Source organism: Marinobacter maroccanus, assembly GCF_002933275.1.
GTDB classification, from domain to species: Bacteria; Pseudomonadota; Gammaproteobacteria; order Pseudomonadales; family Oleiphilaceae; genus Marinobacter; species Marinobacter maroccanus.
This window is the reverse complement of sequence record NZ_PSSX01000002.1, coordinates 129946-151310: the sequence shown is the minus strand read 5'-3', so window position 1 is coordinate 151310 and position 21365 is coordinate 129946. Positions and strand designations below refer to the sequence as shown.

Sequence of the window (21365 nt, the reverse complement as noted above, 5' to 3'; positions counted from 1 at the left end):
CGTTTCTGCCCTGCAGAGCGGGGGTTTTTTATTTATAATGCCGGGTCGCCTGAACTATGATGGCGGTTCCAACACCAAATAAGGAGTTCGTGCTTTGAGTTCTGTAGATTCCCAGCAAAGGGTTTTGTCCGGCATGCGTCCGACCGGCAAGCTTCACCTTGGCCACTACCACGGTGTGCTGAAAAACTGGGTTAAACTCCAGCATGAATTCGAATGCTTTTTCTTTGTGGCCGACTGGCATGCGCTGACCACCAATTACGACGATCCCTCCGGCATTGAACAGAGCGTCTGGGATATGGTGATCGATTGGCTCGCGGCCGGCGTGAACCCGGGCTCGTCCACCATGTTCATTCAGTCACAGGTGCCCGAGCATGCCGAACTGCACCTGCTGTTGTCGATGATCACTCCCCTCGGTTGGCTGGAACGTGTGCCCACGTTCAAGGATCAGCAGGAAAAGCTGCGGGAGAAGGATCTGGCGACCTACGGGTTCCTGGGTTATCCGCTGCTTCAGAGCGCAGACATCCTGGTCTACCGTGCAGGAAAGGTGCCGGTTGGTGCCGATCAGGTTTCCCATGTCGAAATCACCCGGGAGATCGCCCGTCGCTTCAACCATATCTACGGCCGTGAGCCAGGGTTCGAGGAGCAGGCGGAAGGCGCCATCGTCAAGATGGGCAAGAAAAACGCCAAGCTCTATCGCAATCTCAAGAGGCGTTACCAGGAAGAGGGCGACATGGACGCTCTGGAGACCGCCCGCGCTCTGTTGAAAGAGCAGCAGAATATCTCCCTTGGCGATCGTGAGCGCCTTTATGGCTACATTGAGGGTGGCGGCAAGGTGATTTTGCCGGAACCGCAGCCACTGCTGACGCCGGAGTCCAAGTTGCCGGGGCTGGACGGTCAGAAAATGTCCAAGTCCTACAACAACTATATCGGTTTGCGGGAAGATCCGGACAGCGTTGCCCAGAAGGTTCGCACCATGCAGACCGATCCCCAGCGGGTCCGTCGCACGGATCCGGGTGAACCCGAGAAGTGCCCGGTATGGGGAATGCACAAAATCTATTCCGATGCCGATACCCAGGAGTGGGTGCAGACCGGTTGTCGCAGTGCCGGCATTGGTTGCCTGGACTGCAAGAAACCGTTGATCGACGCAATTGTCGAGGAGCAGCGTCCGCTTCACGAACGTGCCCGGGAGTATGAGGGCAATCCGGACCTGGTTCATTCCATTCTCCAGGAAGGCCGCGAACACGCCCGCGATGCCGCCCGCGACACCCTAGAGGAAGTTCGGGCCGCCATGGGGCTTCATTACCGCTGAATCCGCAGGAGTCGGTGCCGCATGCATACAGCCAGTGCGCCGACCCGGAGTGAAAGGTTATGACTGAAGAATCCACCGATCAGGCCATGCCCGAAGCCCAGGACGCTGCACCGGAGCAGTCGCCCCTGGCGCGGGTGTCCGGCAAGCCGGTGGTGGATCTTCCCAAGGACCTGTACATACCACCAGACGCCCTTGCCGTCTTCCTTGAGGCGTTTGAAGGGCCGCTGGATCTCCTGCTGTATCTTATCCGTCGCCAGAATATGAACATTCTGGATATCGACGTGAGCGAAATTACCCGGCAATACATGGATTACATCGGTGCCGTGGAGGCCATGCGCTTCGAGTTGGCCGCCGAATACCTGGTGATGGCAGCCACACTGGCGGAAATCAAATCCAGAATGCTGTTGCCGCGACAGGAGACCGACGACGAGGAAGAAGTTGATCCGCGGGCCGAGTTGATTCGCCGGCTTCAGCAATACGAGCGGTTCAAGCAGGCAGCGGAAGATATCGACGAAATGCCACGCCTGGAGCGGGATACGTTCGCTGCCTCCGCAGCGCTGCCGAAGATGCCGTCGAGTCAGCCCCATCCGGATGTGGATCTGCGCGAAATGCTGCTGGCCCTGCAGGGCGTGCTGCAGCGAGCGGACCTGTTTACCAGCCACCACGTAGAACGGGAAAGGCTGTCGACCCGGGAGCGTATGTCCGCGATTTTGTCGGTGCTTCAGGATGATCATTTTGTGACATTCGAAAGCCTTTTCACGATTGAAGAGGGCCGGCTCGGCGTCGTGGTGACCTTCCTGGCCACGCTTGAGCTGGTCAAAGAGCAGCTGATCGAGGTTGTCCAGGCCGAGGTCCTGGGCCCGATTCATGTTCGAGCCAGGGCAGCCAGCTAGGGCCTCCCAACGTTCAAAGCACGGAAATACGGATCAGACACCATGAACGAAGAACACCTGCTGAGAATACAGGCGATTGCCGAAGCGGCCCTGCTGGCTGCGGGCAAACCCTTGTCTCTCGACCAGCTCCGGGACCTGTTCAGTGAAGAGGAGCGCCCCGCACGCCAGGTAATGGAACATGTCATGGTACTTCTGGAAGCGGCTTGCGAAGGGCGCGGTTTTGAATTGAAGAAGGTTGCCAGCGGCTACCGTATTCAGGTACGAGAAGAATTCGCGCCCTGGGTAGGGCGATTGTTTGAGGAAAAACCACAGCGTTACTCCCGGGCGTTGCTGGAAACCCTGGCACTGATCGCCTACCGGCAGCCCATCACCCGGGGTGAAATCGAGGACATCCGGGGTGTTACGGTAAGCAGCAATATCATTCGGACACTGCTTGAGCGAGAGTGGGTACGCGTTGTCGGACATCGCGATGTTCCCGGTCGTCCGGCCATGTATGCGACCACGAAACAGTTCCTGGACTACTTTAACCTCACGGGTCTGGACCAGTTGCCGCCCCTGAACGAAGTCCGGGACCTTGAAGAAATCGGCCGGGAAATTGAAAAGAACATGCAGGCGGAGATTGAGTTCGAATCAACCCCTGCCGAGAACGACGACGAATCTTCGAGCGAGACACTTCATTGATACCATTCGGGTGTCAGTCAGAAACTAAGGATTGATTGCATGGCGGCAGAACGCCCCAAAAAACCAGCCAGACCAGCCCTGGACAAAATCAGCCAGGATGGCCCTGAGCGCATTCAGAAATTGCTCGCCCGTGCGGGTATCGGTTCGCGCCGGGAAATCGAGGGCTGGATGGAAGCCGGCCGCCTGATGGTCAACGGTCAGCCGGTAGCGCCGGGCCAGAAAGCAACCGTGGAAGACCGCTTCGAGCTTGACGGCAAGCGCCTGGAAGTATCCGGGGCGGCGGAAGTAATGCGCCGTGTGCTGATCTACAACAAGCCAGAGGGCGAAGTCACCACCCGAAAGGATCCCGAGGGCCGGCCGACCGTGTTCGACCGGCTGCCACGTCTGAAAGAGCATCGGTGGATCTCCATTGGCCGGCTTGATATCAATACCACTGGCCTGGTGCTGTTTACCACAGACGGTGAGTTGGCGAACCGGCTGATGCATCCCTCCAACCAGATCGACCGGGAATACGCGGTACGTATCTTTGGGGAAGTGGACGATGCCATGATTGAGCGCCTGCTTCAGGGCGTTCTACTGGAAGACGGCATGGCCAAGTTCACCGATATCTCCCCGGCCGGCGGTAGCGGTATAAATCGCTGGTTCCACGTGACCTTGCTGGAAGGGCGCAATCGGGAAGTCCGTCGTCTTTGGGAATCCCAGGGTGTTCGCGTCAGTCGTCTGAAGCGCGTACGCTACGGACCGATCTTCCTGCCGAGCAGGCTGACGGTGGGCAAATGGGAAGAGCTGGATCAGAGAGCGGTGGATACCCTGAGCCGGACGGTTGGCCTGGAGGCGGTTGAGATTCCCCAGAAAACGCCGAACGAGAAAGCGGCCCACGATCGCCAGCGGCGGAAAAGCCCTGGTCGTTCTGGCAAAAAGACAACGGGAAATAAATGGGCCGTCAGTGACAGCAGGCCCCCGAAACCGGCTGGCCGAACTCCCAGGCCGGAGCGGTCCGGGAGCAAAACGCCCCGGAGCTGATCGTCAGGAAATGGTGGCAAACACCCGGGTGCAGTTCCGGCCCTGGTGTTTGGCTCGATAGAGCGCCTCGTCGGCCCTGGCCAGCCACGCCTGGGATGATTCCCCGGGCAAGAAGGTGGCGACGCCGCAGCTGGTTGTTACCTTTAGTTCCTTCTCGCCGCCGTCCACCCGGATGGCCGCAATCGCCTCTCGAACCCGCTCTGCCACATCTTTGGCATCCTGCTCGGAAGTGTGTGGAAGCAAGATGGCAAACTCCTCGCCACCAAAACGATACACGGAATCGGACGTGCGGATAGATTTCTCGATCTCGGCTGCGGCAATTTGCAGAAGATGGTCTCCGACGACATGGCCGTGGGTGTCGTTAACCGTTTTGAAATGATCCAGGTCGCATAGCACCAGAGAGTAGGGGTCGCCGTGACGCTCAGACAGCACACTTGAACGCTGTAGCGCATCATCCAGGGCTCGCTTGTTGGGGATGCCGGTCAGTGAGTCGGTCAGTGACGCCTGCTCAATCGCAACGTACTGGCAGGCGTTGCGAATCGGGCAGATCGCCGCGCTGAGAATCATCTCGACGCCTTCCAGTTCCTGTTCCGAAAACCGCTGGCGCCGCTGCAGGACCAGTGTTCCGTAATTGACGCCTTCCAGGCTCAAGCGGTATTCGCAACGGTGGGGGCCGCCCATGCCGGTGGCGTAGACGAAATCCTGTTTACCGATCCGGTGCCGATAGTTAAGCGCGGTAAAGGGCACGATAGCCACCAGCTCTTCAGCCAGGATGGCCAGCTGTTGCTCCAGCGACAGGGTGGTAGAAAGCCGGCGGGTCAGCCTGGTGAGCACATCCGGCGTGTTGTTCCAGTCCTGATGTGCCTGACGCAACGCAGCTAGCTTCTGGGGCTGGGCGGGAGACTGTTGGATCGACGGTATGTTTTTCACTACGGTTCACTCTGTCGCAGAAGTTTACAGTGCTTTGGTCGTGTAAAGCAGAAACCGTGCCTGGTTAATAAAGAGCAATAAAAACAATTAAATGCGACCAGAAATTCAACCCGATTTGAAGTATTGGGTGTTGGTCTTCTGGTTGCCGTCAAAAAACCGGCAGTAATTTGCCGGCAGATTCCTTGTGCTGTGCAAAATGTCAGACAAGGGGATGGGGCAATAGATTCCCTGTGGTAAACTTCTGCGTTTGAAATCGTGCCGTCTTCAGGAATGAGTGACCAACTTTATGAGGTTTCAGGCCCCGGAAAGTCTGTCTGAACAAATTGCCCAGCATCTTGGGCAAAGAATCATCACGCGAGATCTCAAACCCGGCGAACGCATTCAGGAATTGAAGGTGTCCGGCGAGTTGAACGTCAGCCGTGGTTCGGTGCGCGAAGCGCTTCTTATTCTCGAAAGGCGGCACCTGATCGAAATTTTCCCGCGCCGGGGTGCGGTGGTCTCAAGCCTGACGCCCGAGAGCGTCAACAGCCTCTATGACATCTACATCGATCTGCTGTGCATGCTGGGGCGAAAGGTGCTTGAACGCTGGTCCGGAAAGGAGCTTGGCGGAGTCATGGGCCAGGTTCGCGAATTGCAGGCAGTCATCGACGCCCTCAACGCCACCAGCGGGGATGCCGCCGAGCAGGTCATTGACGCCGGATTCGGGGTTATGCGCTACGCCTACGGGCTGGTTGAAAACCCCTTTCTGGAGGAAACGCTTGAGAATTTCCGACCAGCCATCAGCCGCACCTACTTTGTGGCGCTGGAGCATTTTCGGGAAGAAATTGGTGAAACAGCAACCTTCTTCCGGCAATTGGCAGATGCGGCCATTGATGACGACGCTGACCGCCTACAAGCGGTAATCCAGGCCTTTGGGGAACACCAGCGGCAGCAGGTGTTGACGATTCTCCGGCAGGAAGCGAGCGCCTGATATGCGTCTGAAGTCCATCAAACTGTCCGGCTTCAAATCCTTCGTCGATCCCACCACGGTGCCGTTCCCCTCCAACATGACTGCCGTTGTTGGCCCGAATGGTTGCGGCAAGTCCAACATCATCGATGCGGTTCGGTGGGTTATGGGTGAAAGCTCCGCCAAGTATCTGCGCGGCGAATCCATGACAGACGTCATCTTCAACGGCTCCAGTGCAAGAAAGCCGGTTGGCCAGGCTTCCATCGAACTGGTATTTGATAACAGTGATGGTTCCGCGCCTGGCGAATTCGTTAAATTCAACGAAATCTCTGTTCGCCGCCGGGTCTCCCGGGAAGGGCAGTCCGAGTATTTCCTGAATGGCTCCAAATGCCGGCGCCGTGACATTACCGATCTGTTCCTGGGTACCGGCCTGGGTCCTCGCAGTTACGCCATCATTGAACAGGGCATGATCTCCCGGCTGATTGAGGCAAAGCCGGAGGAGCTCCGGATCTACATTGAGGAAGCGGCCGGTATATCGAAGTACAAGGAGCGGCGTCGGGAAACCGAAAATCGTATCCGTCGCACCCAGGAAAACCTGGAGCGGCTGACGGATCTGAGGGAAGAGCTGGGCCGGCAGTTGCAACACCTGGAGCGCCAGGCGGCAGCGGCGGAAAAGTACAAGGCGTACAAGCAGGAAGAGCGCCAGAAGAAAGCCGAACTGACAGTGCTCCGCTGGCAATCCCTCGACAATGACCTGCAAGCCTGGCGCGGCAAGATCCGGGATACCGAACTTGAGCTCGAAAAATACCTGACCGAGCGTGTCAGCCTGGAGACCTCTCTGGAATCCCTGAGAGACAATCATCAGGAACGCACCGAGCACTTTAACCGGGCGCAGGCCCGCTATTACGAAGCCGGTGCCGATATCGCCCGAATTGAGCAGAGCCTTGAGCATCAGCGCGAACGAAGCCGGCAGATGGCCGCGGAGCTGGACCAGGCAATGGCCAACCAGCGCGAACTGGCCAGAGAGCTGGAGCAGGACGAGGACAAGCTCGCGGGTATCCAGGAAGAACTGGACATGATGGAGCCCGAACAGGAAGCGCTGGCTATGCGCTCAGAGGAATCGGGTGAGAAACTGCGGCAGGCCGAAGACGCGATGAGCGAATGGCAGCATCAGTGGGAAGATTTCAGCGCCCGCTCTTCGGATGCCCGGCGCCAGGCCGAGCTGGCCCAATCAAGGATTCGTTCCCTCGAGGACGCCATTGAGCAATTGCTCACTCGCCAACGCAAACTGCAGGATGAGCAGGAATTGCTGGAAGGCCAGATGGATCGCGCTGAGCTGGAGGAATTGCTGGAGCAGCAGGAAACGCTGGAACTGAAACGCGAGGAAGCCGCCGAGCGCATTGCAGCGATCCAGGACGAGCTCTACGACGCCCGGCAGCACCAGCGGGATTCCGAGCAGACCGTTTCTGAAGAACGCCAGCGGGTCCAGAGTCTTCGCGCGTCACTGGAGTCTCAGCAGGCGCTGTTGGATGAGCAGATGGGGGCCGGAGATGATGTTCTGCAGTCCTGGCTTGCGCAAAACGCCCTGAGCGATATGCCGCGGGTGGCCAGCCAGCTCACGATCGCCGATGGTTGGGAGTTTGCGGTTGAGCAGGTGATCGGGCGGTTTACCCAGGGGCTTTGTCTCCCCAGCATTGACCAGCTTTCATCGGCCATGAGAGAAGCACCACGGGGGCTGGCCCTCGTTGAAGGCGAGGCCGCTGCTGAAACTGGCAATACCGGCCTGGCGGCGAAAGTCTCAGGGGTACCGGGAATTGCCTCGTTGCTCCGTGGAATTGACGCAGTAGAAACCGTCTCTGATGCTATGGGCATGCGATCAGCCCTTCAGGATGGCCAGAGCCTGATGACACCGGAAGGCGTCTGGGTATCCCGGGACTGGGTTCTGATGCCGGATTCGGACGCGGGCCAGGTTGGGGTGATTGAACGACAGAAGAAAGTAACCGAGCTGACCTCGCAACTGGTTGAAGCCGAGGAAGCACTGGAGGCGGCCAGCGAGAGACTGGACGAACTGCAGGAACGCGCCGAACGCTCGGAATCCGCCCGGGACGAGGCCCAGACCCGTCTGAGCGAGGCAGACCGTGAGCTGGGGACCTTGTCATCCAGGGTTAGCGGCCTGCGAGCCCGCGCCGAGCAGATCGATGCCCGTTTGCAGCGAATCCGGGACGATATTGAAGATGTCTCTGAAAACCTGGAGGGCCAGAAAGAGAGTCTGCAGGCGGCCCGGGAAGAGTGGCAGCAGGCGCTGGCGTCCACGGAAGACAGCGACGAAGAAAAAGAACGGCTTCTCGAGCAGCGGGACAGCCTGCGCGAGAACCTCGACCGGCTCCGTCAGGAAGCCCGGCACGACCGTGACCACGCACATCAGTTGCAGCTTCAGCTTCAGACTCTTCACAGTCAGCGTGACGGCCTCAGGCAGACCATCGACCGGATGCAGCTTCAGAAGGAACGCATTGATGAGCGTCTGGAGATTCTGAGGGAATCCCGGGAAAGCGCCGAGGAACCCATTGAAGATCTTCAGATGCAGCTTGAAGGGCTGCTGGACCGCCGACTGGCCGAAGAGGAAAAACTTGGGGCGGCCCGCGATTCCCTGGAAGAAATCGACCGGGAGGTCCGCGAAAAGGAACAGGGCAGAAGTGGCACCGATCATCGCATTCAGGAAGTCCGGTCCCGGCTCGAAAAACTTAAAATGGAATCCCAGGCCCTGGAAATCCGGTCTGGTAACCACATCGAGCAGCTCAAGGAGCTGGACGTTAAGCTGCAGGATATTCTGTCCCAGCTGCCTGAAGGTGCGAACGAGAAAGACTGGGCCGACGAGCTGGAGCGTATCGGTAATCGCATACAGCGCCTGGGTGCGATCAATCTGGCGGCTATTGAGGAATACCAGGTTCAGAGTGAGCGGAAAACCTACCTGGATTCCCAGCACGAAGATCTGATGGAAGCCCTGGAGACACTGGACAACGCCATACGGAAGATAGACCGGGAAACCCGGCAACGCTTCAAGGAAACCTTTGACCAGGTGAACGGCGGTCTGCAGGCACTGTTCCCGAAGGTCTTCGGGGGCGGTAACGCCTATCTGGAACTGACCGGCGAGGATCTTCTGGAGACCGGCGTTGCGATCATGGCCAGGCCGCCCGGCAAGAAGAACAGCACCATCCACCTGTTGTCAGGCGGCGAGAAGGCGCTTACGGCTATCGCCCTGGTATTTTCGATTTTCCAGCTGAACCCGGCACCCTTCTGTATGCTGGATGAGGTGGATGCGCCGCTGGACGACGCTAACGTGGGGCGCTATGCCAACATGGTCAAGGAAATGTCGAAACAGGTTCAGTTCATTTACATTACCCATAACAAGATTGCCATGGAGATGGCGGATCAGTTGATGGGGGTAACCATGCATGAACCGGGTTGCTCGCGTCTGGTATCGGTCGACGTGGACGAGGCTGCGGCCCTCGCAGAGGCTTGAGGCTGCTCAGAAATCGGGCAACCATGACAAAAACGCCATCTGGCCCGGGTGTGCGTTGTATTCATTACGGGCTTTTCTTAGAGTAGCAACGTTACGGGATCTGCAAACAGGACAGCAGCACTATGTCACTTAGGGAATGGTTAATTGCCATCGGTACCCTGGTCATTATCGGCATTGTCATTGATGGTGTGCGCCGGATGCGGCGTGCCCGGAAGGAATCCATGGCGATTTCATCCGGTATGGGCGCCGACGAGCTCGAGGATTCGCCACTTGATGACGAGTACAACCCCGAGTTGCCCAACGGCGGCGCACGGACCATTTCCCGCGATACCCTCGAAGAGCGAGGCTATGTAAAGCGTGAAAAAACCAGCCGGTTCGGGTCTCCGAAACCCAAGCCGACCCGTCCGGTGACGGCCGCTGCCAAATCGGAGAAGCCAGAGTCGCAACCGGAATCCGAACCAGTGGCCGAGCGCTATGAAGAGTCCGTGGAGTCAGAGCCCGATTTCGGACTGTCCAGTCAGGAGCCTGATGAAACCGAGCTCGATTCAGGCTGGGGCGCCATTGAAGACGAGGTGGAAGCAGTCCCGCCCACGGTCACGACCGAAGTGGAAGAGGACACCGCCCGGCGCGAGCCCTCCAGACCGGCTAAAGGTCAACCTCTGGCGGGCGCGAATCGCCCTGAGGCCCGCGAAGTTATTGTGATCAACATGTTGGCGAAGAGCGGCGAGGATTTCAAGGGACCGGCTCTCAAGAAGTTGTTCGAAGCCTGCGGTCTGGAGCACGGAGACATGGATATCTACCATCGTCATGAAGAATCCGACACCACCAGCCCCGTCCAGTTCAGTGTTGCCAACGCCGTGGAACCCGGTACTTTCAAACCGGGGGATATGCCGGCCCTGACAACGCCCGGGATCAGCTTTTTCATGAGTATGCCTGGGCCTACCAATGCGCTGCAGGCGTTTGACTTCATGCTTGAGACCGCCCAGGCGGTGGTTCGCAACCTCGGCGGCGAACTGAAGGATGAGCGCCGCAGCGTGATGACCCCTCAAACGATCGAGCATTGTCGCCAGAGAATCCGGGAGTTCGAGCGCAAGCAGCGTTCCCAGAGAGTCTGAAACCAGGCGGTAAAAGATGGCCAGATGCCCGGTTCGTTCCGGGCATTTTTTTGAGAGACGAGAGTGCCAGTCCATGAGCAAAGCCACGCCCGACATTATCCAGCGTGTTGAAGAACTCCGTTCGGTTATTGATGACCACAACTACCGGTATTACGTGCTGGATGACCCCCGTATTCCTGACGCGGAATACGACAGGCTGTTCCGGGAATTACAGACCCTTGAAACCGATTATCCTGAGCTGGCTTCAGATAATTCACCGACCCGGCGTGTTGGCAGTGCCGTGGAAACCAGTTTTGAGGAGGTAGTTCACCGGCTGCCGATGCTGTCGCTGGACAATGCCTTCAGTGAAGACGAACTGCGTGACTTTGACCGTCGGGTAAAAGACCGGCTCGGTATCAGCGAAGACGTGGAATACGTCTGCGAGCCCAAGCTGGACGGGCTGGCGGTCAGTCTGCATTACGAGAAGGGCGCCTTGACCACCGCCGCTACCCGGGGGGATGGCTATTCCGGGGAGGACATCACCGCCAATATCCGGACGATCCCGTCGGTGCCACTGAAGCTCCGCGGAGACGATGTGCCGGACCTGGTGGAAGTCCGTGGTGAAGTCTACATGCCCAAGGATGGTTTCGAGCAGCTTAACCGCCGCCTGGCGGAGCGGGGCGAGAAGACCTTCGTCAATCCCCGAAACGCCGCGGCCGGAAGTCTCAGGCAGAAAAAGTCCACGGTAACGGCCAGGCGCCCCCTGGAAATGTGCGCCTACAGCGTGGCTGTGACTGACGAAAGCCTGCTGCCCGATACCCAGTGGGATGGCCTCCAGCGTGTTCAAAGCTGGGGTTTCCGGATCAATCCGGAGATGCGTAAGGCAAAAGGGGTCGAGGAATGCCTGGAGGCCTATAGCGAGTTGATGGAAAAACGGGACGCTCTGCCTTACGAGATTGATGGCATCGTGTTCAAGGTGAACCGTCTTGACCAGCAGAATGCCCTGGGTTTTGTCTCCCGGGCCCCGCGCTGGGCGATTGCGCACAAGTTTCCGGCCCAGGAAGAGCTCACCGTAATAGAAGACGTGGAGTTCCAGGTTGGTCGAACCGGTGCCGTCACCCCGGTGGCCCGGCTCAAACCTGTGTTTGTCGGCGGCGTCACCGTCAGCAATGCCACCCTGCACAACATGGACGAAATCCGCCGCCTGGATGTCCATATTGGCGATACCGTCTTTATCCGTCGCGCCGGTGATGTGATACCGCAGGTGGTCAAGGTGGTTCCAGAAAAGCGTCCTGCCGGCGCCAGGGAAGTGGAATTGCCCGCCCATTGTCCGGTCTGCGATTCAGATGTTATCCAGATCGAAGGGGAGGCGGTTGCCCGTTGCTCCGGCGGCCTGTTCTGCCCCGCACAGCGAAAGGAAGCCATTCGTCACTACGCTTCCCGGAAAGCCCTCGACATTGAAGGCCTGGGCGACAAGTGGATCGACATCATGGTGGATCAGGGCATGGTAGAAACCGTCGCCGACCTGTATCGACTGACAACCGACGATCTGGTCAAACTTGAGCGGATGGGGGAAAAGTCGGCTGCCAATCTGGTTGCTGCCATTGATCGGGCCAGAAAACCGGTTCTATGGCGCTTCCTTTACGCCCTCGGCATTCGAGAGGTGGGAGAGGCCACTGCCAAGGCTTTGGCTGGGCACTTCGGGACCCTGGAAGCCATTGCCGCAGCCGATGAGGAGAGCCTGCAGACAGTTCCCGATGTCGGGCCGATTGTTGCCGGCCATATCCGGAGCTTTTTCGAACAGACCCATAACCGGGAAACCCTCGACGCCCTGCGTGAAGCCGGCGTGGAATGGCAGGAAGAGCAGATCCAGAAAGGTGACAAGCCCCTTAAAGGCCAGACCTGGGTGCTTACTGGCACACTCTCCGGAATGACCAGGGATGAAGCCAAAGAGAAGCTGGAAGCCCTGGGGGCCAAAGTGGCCGGAAGCGTCTCCAAAAAGACCGCCTGCGTGGTAGCCGGCGAGGCCGCCGGTTCCAAGCTTGCCAAGGCGGAACAGCTGGAGGTTCCTGTTCTGGATGAGGCGGGCCTTGTCGCTTTGCTGGAAGAGCATGGCCTGGACGCGGGCTAATCGAATCTGAGAACTCGCGCAGATCCCCTGCGTATCAAATTGGCTACCATGGCGTTGTTCTGTAACGGTGTGTAAACCGTCCGGTGTTCTCTGCTTCATCCGGGCGGTCGCTGCCATAACAACAACGATTGAAACGGATTTTTTCATGGGCGCCGATTTCTACTCCCGCATTCATCCCGTTCGCCAACGTGTCGTTCTGGTCCTGCTTTCGCTTGGACTGTCTGGCTGCAAGACGGAAAAAGATCCGGATCAGCCCACCATTCTCGGCGTACCCCCGGTGTTTGCCTATCTCGGCGTTGAGTACTCCTACAACTTCGGGGCCTACGGTGGCGAAGACATCCTTGACTACTCCCTCACCAATGCGCCGTCCTGGCTGGCGCTTGAGGACACCAGCAACAAGGCCCGCCAGGGCATCATTATGCGCGGTGTTCCCGGTCTCACGGGCGGAAGCAGAGGCGAAGCCGATCTGGGTAAGACCGAAGGCATCAATCTGGTAACAACCGACGGCCGCATGGCCGGCGCCCAGCCGTTCGATATCGATGTGAAATACAACGTGATGTCACTGGACGCCGAGCCGTTCACGGAGGGTGAGAGCCCGGAAATCCCCGCTAGCAACCGTGAACAGTGCGCCTTGCCGGATCTGGAAACCGAGGGTGAGCACAGCTTTACCGTTCACCTGTACAACGATGACGGCTCGGTGTCCGGCACCAGGGATCTGACACTTCCGACGCGCCGCGTTTACGTCAAGGTTATCCTGGATCAACCCTCGGTAACCCGCGTTGCGGTCGCCTTCGAGCTTCTGTCAGATTACGACGCGTCCAGTTGCGACGTCGGATTCTCGCCTCCACACCAGAATTGTGACCACAGTGCCTCCAACGCAGGTGATGCCATTCTCGGCGAGGACATCGTTGGATTGGGCAGCAACAGTTCGCTGCCGCGGGATGAGACCGGCGAGAGCGAACTCGACTATATCGACTATGAGCCTGATGAGCAGGGCTTCTACACCCGTGGTGTAATCACGCTCGAACCCGGTATCACCGAATGCTACCTGCCACTTGAGGTGGTCGAGGACAGTTTCCCGGAGCCCGTTGAATCCCTCAGGCTGGCACTGACTGAAGTGCGTTCCGGTCTGGCGGGTCTCGGAAGCGGTAACGGTGGCGTGGTCACCAATCTGTCCATTCAGGATAACGAGCCCGTTCTGACCCTGGAAACTGTAAAAGGGGGAGGCAGGGACACTCTCAATGTTGGTGATGTGCGTGAGTATGTTGCCAGGCTCTCCGGCGACCGAGACCGGGATATCCTGGCCAAACTGAGCCATACCGAAGACTCCACGGCGCGGCTTGATTCCGAGTTCGTTATCGAGCGGCTGGAAGAGGGCAACTGGGTTGAGAACGACGAACTGGTTTTCCCTGAGGGGACCGACGAAGTGTCTTTCCGGATCCGGGTACCCGCGGGCAGTTACGCCAATCCGGCCTTCAGTGACCGGTTCATATTGCTGGGCACCAATGAGAACTTCCAGGCCGGCCGCGAAGACTATGCCCGCGCTGAATCGGAAAACCTGATCCGGGTCAGCCTTAACGAGCTGACATCGCCCCTGGTGCTGAATAGTGGTGATGGTTTCGTTGCCACGGACATTGCCGTGGGTCACGACGGCAGGCTGTTTGTTGCAGGCTACGACAGCCAGGATAACGACAGGGTGCTGGTGCGGATTTTCGACCAACGTGGTGCGAAGCTTCAGCAGGTGGCCATATCCTCCGCCGGTGACAGCCTGATCGCGCCAGATCCGGTCATCAACGTTGTGCAGCGTAAGGTGACCCAGGGCGGGACCAAGGTAGACCGATTCGAGTTTGTTGTTGCATACAGCACTGACCAGACGGTTGAGGGCACAACCGCAATTGGTGGCCAGGATGCCGTAACATCCCTGTACTGGTTTGATTCAGCCAGCAACGGGGGCGAGTACATTCCAACCTGGACGATCCGGACGGGAACGGATGCCGACGATCAGGTGCGCTGGGCCGGAATCAATCGGGACACCGGTTATGTGGTGCTGGCAGGCGAGACCAATGGCGTGTTTGATCAGCAGCAGGCATCGGGTGGCATCGACAGCTTCCTTCAGCGCATTGACACCGAACTTGACGGCAATACCCAGCAGCCCGCTGTGGCCTGGTCCCGCCAGGCCGGCTCGGCTGCCGATGACAGGGTCGCGGGGGGCAGTACCCAGTCCATCAGCCCGGGGTTGTTTGGTTCCGCTGCGGGCTCTGTGGAAGGGGCTCCGGTTATAGGTGGCATCGACGCCTTCTTCTTCAACGCGTCCAGTGCAACCAGTGAGCTCAGTGTCAACCAGGTGGGCACGGCCGGGGATGAACCGGTTTCCGGTGGTCTGTTTCAGGGCAGCACGCTCTGGCTGATCGGCGCCAGTGATGGGTTGTACTCGGTGCTGGAGCAGGACGAAGAGGACCCTCAACTGGAGCGGGAGTCGCTTTCCAGCACCGCCGGCTTTCTTCTGGGTTATTCCTCATCAGGCATCGTTGGTCGAGCGTTCTCCCTTAATGACGACAACGATCAGGCCGATGAAACGCTTCAGGGATTGACCGCCTTTGACGGCGACATGGTTGTCTCGGGCGCCACGGACGGAGACTTTGCCAGTGGCGGCGTGGTGTCCGGCATGGAGCAGGGCATTGTTGCCCGGGTATCGCTGGTTCCAGAGGCGGAGACGGAGGATGAAGACTCCGGGTTCAGGAATGACTGGCGCTATCAGCTCGCCGTGGACAATTCGGAAATCCTTGATCTGGAGAATTACCGGGATGACGAGATCGTGGCACTAAGCAGAATGGGCGGCAACTGGTACGTGCTCCTGTTCAGCCCCGAGGGCCAGTCGCTGACGCCCTTGAACTAATCCAGCCTGGAGTTAAACCGTCCCCTCATGGCGACCGGCGCTGGCGTAGAGCCTCAGGTAGTCCGTGCTGGTTACGATGCCCGCGGCTGCGCCCCTGGCGTCTACCACCAGAGCGGCATTCAATTGGTGGGCGAGCATCAGCCTTGCCAGTTGGTGGGCATCGGTCTCGGGAGAGGCCGTCAGGAAGGCGGGCAGTTCAATATGAACCAGGCTCTGGCTCATGGCGTCGGCCTCATGTTCGTGAAGCCAGCCAAGGAGCCAGCGAAGATCCACGAGGCCGGCCACGTTATTTTCCGCCATGATCACCAGGTGATGAACCTGGTGCTCATCCATCACTGATAGCGCTTCGGAAATGGTTGCTGAAGCAGGCACGGTGTACAGTGCCGGTGACGAAATACTGGACACGGGCAGGTAAGGGCGGTCTTCACGGCGCTCGCCAGCTGCTGCTGCGCCGTATTCCTCCAGCGCTTTATAGCGCCCGGCATTGGCTGCCTGCTGAAACTCGGCGTCGGTTGCCTCACTCCTGCCCGGATTGATGGCCTGGGTTTCTGCCAGCTCAGTGACATCGCCCACGGGCCTTGCCCGGAATGTCTCCGGTAGCCGGGTTCCGACCGGGCGGCCGGGTTCGCTGACATAAATGGACATGGGTTCTCTCCGTGACTAAGCCACTCTTACAGAGGTTATCGGCAGTCTGACCGGGAACTTCAGAGGGAGTTTATTACGAAACCGCCATATCGGTCTGGTACAGGCGTCGGGTTTCCAGACGTTTGACCAGGTTCGCCGGAAGACACGCAGGCTGCCCGGTAAGTTGGTCGGCCAGATATTCGGCCAGTAGCGGAGCGTAGCTCAGGCCCTTGCTGCCAAGGCCTGTAAACAGGTAGAGGTCATCCAGACAAGCGCCTTCGCCATCAAACACCGGGCCTGCGACGGGCTGGTAGTCATGTGTCGTGCAGCGAAAGGCAACCCGACCATCCAGATCCTTGGCACTTGGCTTGTCGGTATTGGAAGAAAACAGCGACGGCAGCATTGAGCCGAGTTCGCGGATGTTTTCTTCATGGCTTCCGGTGGCGGGCAGCGGGTTGTTGTCGTGCAGATCAAAGGTGGCCCCGGTTACGGCGAAATCGCCGAGACTCGGGTTCATGTACCGATTGCCACAGATAACAGCCTTCGGGCTCATGATGGCCGATGTCGGAAGGTGTGTCACCTGGCCACGTATGGCCTTCAGCCGGAAGCGGCCCTTTACCGGGATAAGGTCCGGGCTTAGATGACCTGAGCACAGGATCACCCGGTCAGCCACGATGGGTGATCCTTCTGCCATGGAGATGTGCCACTGTCCGTTGCAGGGCAACAGCCGGCTAACCTCAACTCCGAACGCAGTCGATATCAGCGGGTGGTCCGCCAGGGCTTTGCACAGGTTTCCCGGTTCGAGCCAGCCACTGCGGGGAAACCAGAGCCCGCCAGATTGTGTCGGCACGCCTGCAAGCGCAGTGGCTTGCTCCTGGTTGACGGGCCAGAAAATATCCTGGGGATAATCGTTGCGCTGAAGGAATCTCGCCTGTCGGTCTTCTTCCTGCGGGCTGTGAGCCAACTGGAGCAGCCCGGTCGGGTGCCAGTGCTGGCCGCGCCAGTTGCCGTAAAAGCGCTGGGCAAAGGTCAGGGATGTGAGGGCCAGTTCAGTCTGGTCGTTGAACTCCACCCCAAGCTTCACATACAGAGCGCCCTGGGCATTTCCGGAAGCTCCCGCTCCCGGCCCATGAATATCGACGAGTGTCACCGGGTGGCCCCGCTCCGCGAGGTTGCGAGCCAGGGTACAGCCTGCAATGCCCGCACCCAGGATGGCAGTGGCCCCGGGCCTCTCAAGTTGAACCGGGACCTCCGCCTCCAGGATGCCTTTCAGCATTTCCCGTTTGCGGCCGTATCCGGAGGTTTTTTCCATACGGAATCCGGCGTCCATCAGGGCGCGACGGATCCGGCCAACTGAAGTAAAGGTCGCCAGGGTGGTTCCAGGCTTGCTGTGGGCTCGGACCTGGCGGATGGTGTTTTCCAGCCACATGTCCGGATTGCGGGCAGGGGCAAAACCGTCCAGAAACCAGGCGTCGGCGTGAAAATCGAGGGATTGCCAGGCGTCATTGATGTCGCCGAAAAACAGCGTCAGTCGAACCCGTCCTCCGGCCAGGACCAGTCTGTGAACACCTCGCACCAGTGGCGGGTAATGGAGCAGCAATTCGTCAGCCAGCGCTTTCAGTTCCGGCCACAAAGCCAGGGCCCGGGTAAGGTCTTGCCGAGTCAGGGGGAAACGTTCAACGGAGACAAAGTGCAGGGTAGCTGTATGGACTGGCGCGTGGCTTTGCCAGGCCTGCCAGGCTGCCAGAAAGTTCAGGCCAGTCCCGAAGCCGTTTTCGGCAATAACAAAACTTCCGCCCTCGGGAATCTGAGAGAAACGCTCCGGCAAATGATTATGCAGGAGAAAAACGTGGCGAGTTTCCTCCAGGCCATTGTCGCGGCTGAAGTAGACATCGCCAAACCGCTCCGATTCCGGGACCCCATCGTGCCAGACAAGTTCAGCGGGCTCGATCGCCGGGGGCAGTGGTGGCCGTGTCACGTTGTCAGCCTTCGGATTCAACCACGGTGACGGTTTCTATGGTTACAGGTTCAACCGGCACGTCAGCCATGCCTTGTTTCCGGGTGGTCTGCTTGCGGGCGATGGCGTCGACAACGCCCATGCCCTGGGTAACCTTGCCGAAAACTGCATAGCCCGGGCCGCGCACGCCGGCATCCAGGAACCCATTATCAGAAAGGTTGATAAAGAACTGGGAGGTTGCCGAATCCGGTGCACTGGTCCGCGCCATGGCAATGGTTCCACGGAGGTTCGGCAGTGTCTTTGTCGCTTCATTGCGGATGGGCGCCCGGGTCGATTTCCGTGAGAGGTCCTCGGTGAAGCCACCGCCCTGGATCATGAATCCGGGAATGACACGATGGAAGATGGTGCCATCAAAAAAACTGTCCCGGGCATATTGCAGGAAATTGGCAACTGTCTCCGGGGCGACATCCGGCCGTAGCTGAAGTTCAATGGCACCCTCGCTGGTCACCATACGAACCATTGGCAGAAGTTCGCTGGCGGATTGGTCGTTGCTCTGGGCCATTACCCTGGAGGCCGGCATCAGCAAGGTGAGGGCCATAAGCAGTACGGGAGTCACAGTTTTCAGGGGTTTTACCTTGTTTGTCATTTGCAACCGCTCTCTGTGTTATTCGCAGGTGTTTTTCCTGCGACAATTCAGCGAATTCTGTTACCAGGTGCCAGATCTTACCAGAAGGTGATGGTAAAACGGTGACTGTATCCACGCACATTGTGTCGTGATCGTCTAACCTTCCGGGTATCGGAAGTCATGGATTACGTTGGCCGGGCCGGGTTGTACGGTTTTCACTGTTCAAAAGGAGACACTGGGTGAGAATCCGTCAGGGATTTGAAGAGAAATCACGCCTCGGGCGACTGCTTATCAATCGTGGCTATCTGTCTGAAGGGCAGGTGGATGAGGGGCTGAGGCTTCAGCGTGAAACCGGGCAACGCCTGGGTGAGGTGTTCATCCAGGCTGGCTGGATCAGCGAAAAGGAACTCTACCGGGTCCTCAAGCACCAATCCCGTTATCGTAATGCAGCAGCCCTGGTCACGATGGTGACGCTGCCATTTCAGCCCCTGGTTACCTTTGCGGCGAGCAATTCGGCTGAAGCGTCACAATCGGCGCTTGAAGCAGGAGAGCTTTATGAAAGGGGAAATCTGGCCCCACTGAGTGAAAGTGAACTGGCGACAATTTCCGGCCAGGGGGATCCGACCCTGCTGGAGCGTATCGGCGTTGTCAGCAGTATGGCGGAGAATCCGGCGAGCGACGGATCGGCGGATGTCATCGAGGGTCTGAAGCTTACCACCAACATCTTCGTACCGGTTCTGAACTTTATTGATTCAGACCTGAGCATTTCTGGCGTGCACTACCGCGAGGGGGAGCCCCGTTACCGGGTCAGGGAAGATGGCGCTTTGATGCTGGCGTTCCCGGAGCGTATCGAGGAAATCCGGATGGACAATATCCGGGTCAGCGGCAGCCAGGGTGCTTCAATCGGTAACGTGAGTATCCATGACATCCGTTTTCATCCGGACTCCCGGATGACCATCTATACCCGATGACTATACCTGATCATACTGCCGGCCTGGCTCGCCAGGGCCATCGTCAGGCGCTGGCAAGTACCGTGCTGCTGGATACCGTGGTCTGCTGCCCCTGGGCGCCGTAAAGTTTTTGCTGGCCGGTGGCACCACGGAAGATGTCGGTAAGCCTGGACAGGCGTTTTTGCAGATGGCTGATCACCCGGCCGTTGGTCTGGTTCAGGGTCTGACAGGCGCGAAGTCTCTGGTCCGCATCCTGCCAGAGCTGGAAGAGCTCCGAGAAACCGGCGCTGCGGATAAACCGGGAAGGCTCACCGCTTTCGGGGCGATACCCCATCTGGACCAATGTCCGGATTTTCTGTTTGGCGCGTTCACGAACGGCACCCAGTAGCTCGTTCTTCTCTTTGGTCAGAGCTTCCAACTGGCGGAGGTCGGAACTTGCAAGGCAGGTCTTTTCCCTTTCGAGAATATCAGCCAGTGTTTCCAGCTGGCTGATATCCTGGGAAAGAAGATTCTTCAGATCATCAATTGCGGCCATGATTTACTCACCCGAAAATGCTTTCATCCATCTCAAGCATTTTCTGGGCCAGTTTCTCGGCGTCAATCTTGTAGGTGCCATTCTCCAGAGCGGAGCGGATCTGCTCAATGCGATCATCATCCATTTCCGGATAATCGCCCAGCTTCTGTTCGAGCTGTTTGAGATTCTTGGCCTGATTGCTAAGGCTGACGTTCTCACCCCGGGCGCCCTGGGCCTGGGTTTTCGCCTGTTCGTTGGTCGCCGGCTGGGTATTCTGAGTGCCGGCGCCTTTATCGGCCGTGGTTCTCTGGGTGTTGACCTGGCCGGGGCCAATTCCATTTAAGTCAACTGACATATCTGTACCTGCTTGCCTGTCGTGCCACGTTAGTGCGGCACTTACTCGAGTTTATGTCTTCTTATCGGCGGCGCCGCGAAAACCTTTAGTACTTTTCAGTCGTTTTTTCGTCTGTTTTTATTGCCGGGTTTGTGGCAGCGCTTTGCCGTTCCGGCAAGCTTTTGCCGAACCCGTCCTACATCGGAATTTCGACATGACCGGGCGCAACAACGTTGGCCTTTATTGTGCGGGACGATCGCAGATTCTCTACCAGAACCTGTTCGCCAACGCTCGCATTTGCCAGGGCCTTGCCCCGGGAACGCACTGAAAATCCACCCGTTTTGGCGGTGATGATAACATGGTCACCCCGTTCTACCGCATTCGGGGCAGAGAGCATGTCCGGGGTGATCAGCGAACCGGCGTTGATCCCCCGCCGCACCTGCATGCCAATGGCCTGGTCGGTGGTGGTGATAACGCCGCGCCTGGAAGCGTTGACTTCAACGGACTGGCGCCTCAGCAGGTCACCGGTAATTCGTTTTCCCCGCGTGAGCGGTCGAGCCGCCACCAGGGCTGGCCCGTGGATAGAAACGGACGCAGTCACAAACATCCGCCAGGGGCGTGTTCCTTCGCAGGCCACCAGCATCGAAGGACTGGTGCTTTTCCAGGGATCTCCGCTGAATTCGACACTCAGAGGCTTCTCGCACTCGGCGAGGGCAAGCCGGTTGTCGATCGAACCTGGCTCGAAGGAAACGGTGTAGCCTTCTTTGGCCTGTTCAGAGGCAAAGTTGTCGAGAAATTCCAGAGTTGCATTGCGAATCTGCTCAGCGGTGGTCGCAGCCAGGAGCGGGCCGCTCAAGCCAGACATTAGCAGTAGTAGGGCGAAATTGGTGATGCGCATACGTATCAGTTTGTCCTATGCTGTCATTATCAGGGCAGAA

General features: G+C 58.5%; 17 protein-coding genes. 10 read left to right on the top strand and 7 right to left on the bottom strand.

Features of this window, described 5'->3' with window-relative positions; translation table 11 throughout:
* Nucleotides 1-94: 94 nt before the first annotated feature.
* Genes KEHDKFFH_RS03245 through rluB form a run of 4 tightly spaced genes read left to right on the top strand, consistent with a single transcriptional unit; the run spans nt 95 to nt 3906 of the window.
* Nucleotides 95-1309 (top strand): tryptophan--tRNA ligase, encoded by a 1215-nt coding sequence (locus KEHDKFFH_RS03245; protein ID WP_104320598.1) that lies wholly within the window; start codon nt 95-97, stop codon nt 1307-1309.
* Nucleotides 1310-1368: 59 nt separating this feature from the next.
* Nucleotides 1369-2202, top strand: a complete 834-nt coding sequence (locus KEHDKFFH_RS03240; protein ID WP_104320597.1) for a segregation and condensation protein A — start codon at nt 1369-1371, stop codon at nt 2200-2202.
* A gap of 42 nt (nt 2203-2244) precedes the next feature.
* Complete coding sequence (gene scpB / locus KEHDKFFH_RS03235) at nt 2245-2883, top strand: SMC-Scp complex subunit ScpB (RefSeq protein ID WP_104320596.1); 639 nt, start codon at nt 2245-2247, stop codon at nt 2881-2883.
* A 39-nt stretch (nt 2884-2922) separates the two neighbouring features.
* Complete coding sequence (rluB, locus tag KEHDKFFH_RS03230; protein WP_104320595.1) at nt 2923-3906, top strand: 23S rRNA pseudouridine(2605) synthase RluB; 984 nt, start codon at nt 2923-2925, stop codon at nt 3904-3906.
* 3 nt (nt 3907-3909) lie between these two features.
* Here rluB and KEHDKFFH_RS03225 read toward each other — a convergent pair whose 3' ends face one another.
* Nucleotides 3910-4836 (bottom strand): GGDEF domain-containing protein, encoded by a 927-nt coding sequence (locus tag KEHDKFFH_RS03225; protein WP_104320594.1) that lies wholly within the window; start codon nt 4834-4836, stop codon nt 3910-3912.
* A gap of 286 nt (nt 4837-5122) precedes the next feature.
* On the opposite strand from KEHDKFFH_RS03225, the gene KEHDKFFH_RS03220 reads away from it, so the two are divergent.
* The 5 genes from KEHDKFFH_RS03220 (at nt 5123) to KEHDKFFH_RS03200 (ending at nt 15423) form a co-directional block, all read left to right on the top strand.
* Nucleotides 5123-5806 carry a GntR family transcriptional regulator gene (locus KEHDKFFH_RS03220; protein WP_104320593.1) on the top strand — a complete coding sequence of 228 codons (684 nt, stop codon included), beginning with the start codon at nt 5123-5125 and terminating at the stop codon, nt 5804-5806.
* A 1-nt stretch (nt 5807) separates the two neighbouring features.
* Entirely contained in the window at nt 5808-9302 is a 3495-nt protein-coding gene (gene smc, locus KEHDKFFH_RS03215) for a chromosome segregation protein SMC (protein WP_104320592.1), read from the top strand.
* A 122-nt stretch (nt 9303-9424) separates the two neighbouring features.
* Entirely contained in the window at nt 9425-10417 is a 993-nt protein-coding gene (gene zipA / locus KEHDKFFH_RS03210) for a cell division protein ZipA (protein WP_104320591.1), read from the top strand.
* A 73-nt stretch (nt 10418-10490) separates the two neighbouring features.
* Complete coding sequence (gene ligA / locus KEHDKFFH_RS03205) at nt 10491-12527, top strand: NAD-dependent DNA ligase LigA (RefSeq protein WP_104320590.1); 2037 nt, start codon at nt 10491-10493, stop codon at nt 12525-12527.
* 145 nt (nt 12528-12672) lie between these two features.
* Nucleotides 12673-15423, top strand: a complete 2751-nt coding sequence (locus KEHDKFFH_RS03200) for a hypothetical protein (protein ID WP_104320589.1) — start codon at nt 12673-12675, stop codon at nt 15421-15423.
* 12 nt (nt 15424-15435) lie between these two features.
* On the opposite strand, the gene KEHDKFFH_RS03195 is transcribed toward KEHDKFFH_RS03200, so the two are convergent.
* From KEHDKFFH_RS03195 to KEHDKFFH_RS03185, 3 genes are all read right to left on the bottom strand, one after another.
* Nucleotides 15436-16068: a CBS domain-containing protein gene (locus tag KEHDKFFH_RS03195; RefSeq protein WP_104320588.1), complete on the bottom strand. Its 633-nt coding sequence runs from the start codon at nt 16066-16068 to the stop codon at nt 15436-15438.
* Between the two features lie 73 nt (nt 16069-16141).
* The gene (mnmC, locus tag KEHDKFFH_RS03190; RefSeq protein ID WP_104320587.1) at nt 16142-18025 is read right to left on the bottom strand and encodes a bifunctional tRNA (5-methylaminomethyl-2-thiouridine)(34)-methyltransferase MnmC2/FAD-dependent 5-carboxymethylaminomethyl-2-thiouridine(34) oxidoreductase MnmC1; all 1884 of its coding nucleotides are present in this window, start codon (nt 18023-18025) and stop codon (nt 16142-16144) included.
* A 4-nt stretch (nt 18026-18029) separates the two neighbouring features.
* Nucleotides 18030-18650: a peptidylprolyl isomerase gene (locus KEHDKFFH_RS03185; RefSeq protein ID WP_104320586.1), complete on the bottom strand. Its 621-nt coding sequence runs from the start codon at nt 18648-18650 to the stop codon at nt 18030-18032.
* A 218-nt stretch (nt 18651-18868) separates the two neighbouring features.
* On the opposite strand from KEHDKFFH_RS03185, the gene KEHDKFFH_RS03180 reads away from it, so the two are divergent.
* Entirely contained in the window at nt 18869-19600 is a 732-nt protein-coding gene (locus KEHDKFFH_RS03180) for a cyclic di-GMP-binding domain-containing protein, MshE-related (RefSeq protein WP_104320585.1), read from the top strand.
* Between the two features lie 43 nt (nt 19601-19643).
* On the opposite strand, the gene KEHDKFFH_RS03175 is transcribed toward KEHDKFFH_RS03180, so the two are convergent.
* The 3 genes from KEHDKFFH_RS03175 to flgA all read right to left on the bottom strand — a co-directional run bounded on the left by KEHDKFFH_RS03175 (nt 19644) and on the right by flgA (nt 21325).
* Nucleotides 19644-20114, bottom strand: a complete 471-nt coding sequence (locus KEHDKFFH_RS03175; RefSeq protein ID WP_104320584.1) for a flagella synthesis protein FlgN — start codon at nt 20112-20114, stop codon at nt 19644-19646.
* Between the two features lie 7 nt (nt 20115-20121).
* The gene (gene flgM / locus KEHDKFFH_RS03170; RefSeq protein ID WP_104320583.1) at nt 20122-20448 is read right to left on the bottom strand and encodes a flagellar biosynthesis anti-sigma factor FlgM; all 327 of its coding nucleotides are present in this window, start codon (nt 20446-20448) and stop codon (nt 20122-20124) included.
* A 175-nt stretch (nt 20449-20623) separates the two neighbouring features.
* Nucleotides 20624-21325 (bottom strand): flagellar basal body P-ring formation chaperone FlgA, encoded by a 702-nt coding sequence (gene flgA, locus KEHDKFFH_RS03165; RefSeq protein ID WP_104320582.1) that lies wholly within the window; start codon nt 21323-21325, stop codon nt 20624-20626.
* Nucleotides 21326-21365 lie beyond the last annotated feature (40 nt).

Bases quoted from the DNA above. Each gene is read 5' to 3' on its own strand.
- KEHDKFFH_RS03195 (WP_104320588.1), bottom strand. From the start codon at position 16,068: ATGTCCATTTATGTCAGCGAACCCGGCCGCCCGGTCGGAACCCGGCTA.
- rluB (WP_104320595.1), top strand. From the start codon at position 2,923: ATGGCGGCAGAACGCCCCAAAAAACCAGCCAGACCAGCCCTGGACAAA.
- smc (WP_104320592.1), top strand. From the start codon at position 5,808: ATGCGTCTGAAGTCCATCAAACTGTCCGGCTTCAAATCCTTCGTCGAT.
- KEHDKFFH_RS03175 (WP_104320584.1), bottom strand. From the start codon at position 20,114: ATGGCCGCAATTGATGATCTGAAGAATCTTCTTTCCCAGGATATCAGC.
- flgM (WP_104320583.1), bottom strand. From the start codon at position 20,448: ATGTCAGTTGACTTAAATGGAATTGGCCCCGGCCAGGTCAACACCCAG.
- KEHDKFFH_RS03200 (WP_104320589.1), top strand. From the start codon at position 12,673: ATGGGCGCCGATTTCTACTCCCGCATTCATCCCGTTCGCCAACGTGTC.
- ligA (WP_104320590.1), top strand. From the start codon at position 10,491: ATGAGCAAAGCCACGCCCGACATTATCCAGCGTGTTGAAGAACTCCGT.
- KEHDKFFH_RS03240 (WP_104320597.1), top strand. From the start codon at position 1,369: ATGACTGAAGAATCCACCGATCAGGCCATGCCCGAAGCCCAGGACGCT.
- KEHDKFFH_RS03220 (WP_104320593.1), top strand. From the start codon at position 5,123: ATGAGGTTTCAGGCCCCGGAAAGTCTGTCTGAACAAATTGCCCAGCAT.
- scpB (WP_104320596.1), top strand. From the start codon at position 2,245: ATGAACGAAGAACACCTGCTGAGAATACAGGCGATTGCCGAAGCGGCC.
- zipA (WP_104320591.1), top strand. From the start codon at position 9,425: ATGTCACTTAGGGAATGGTTAATTGCCATCGGTACCCTGGTCATTATC.
- flgA (WP_104320582.1), bottom strand. From the start codon at position 21,325: ATGCGCATCACCAATTTCGCCCTACTACTGCTAATGTCTGGCTTGAGC.
- KEHDKFFH_RS03185 (WP_104320586.1), bottom strand. From the start codon at position 18,650: ATGACAAACAAGGTAAAACCCCTGAAAACTGTGACTCCCGTACTGCTT.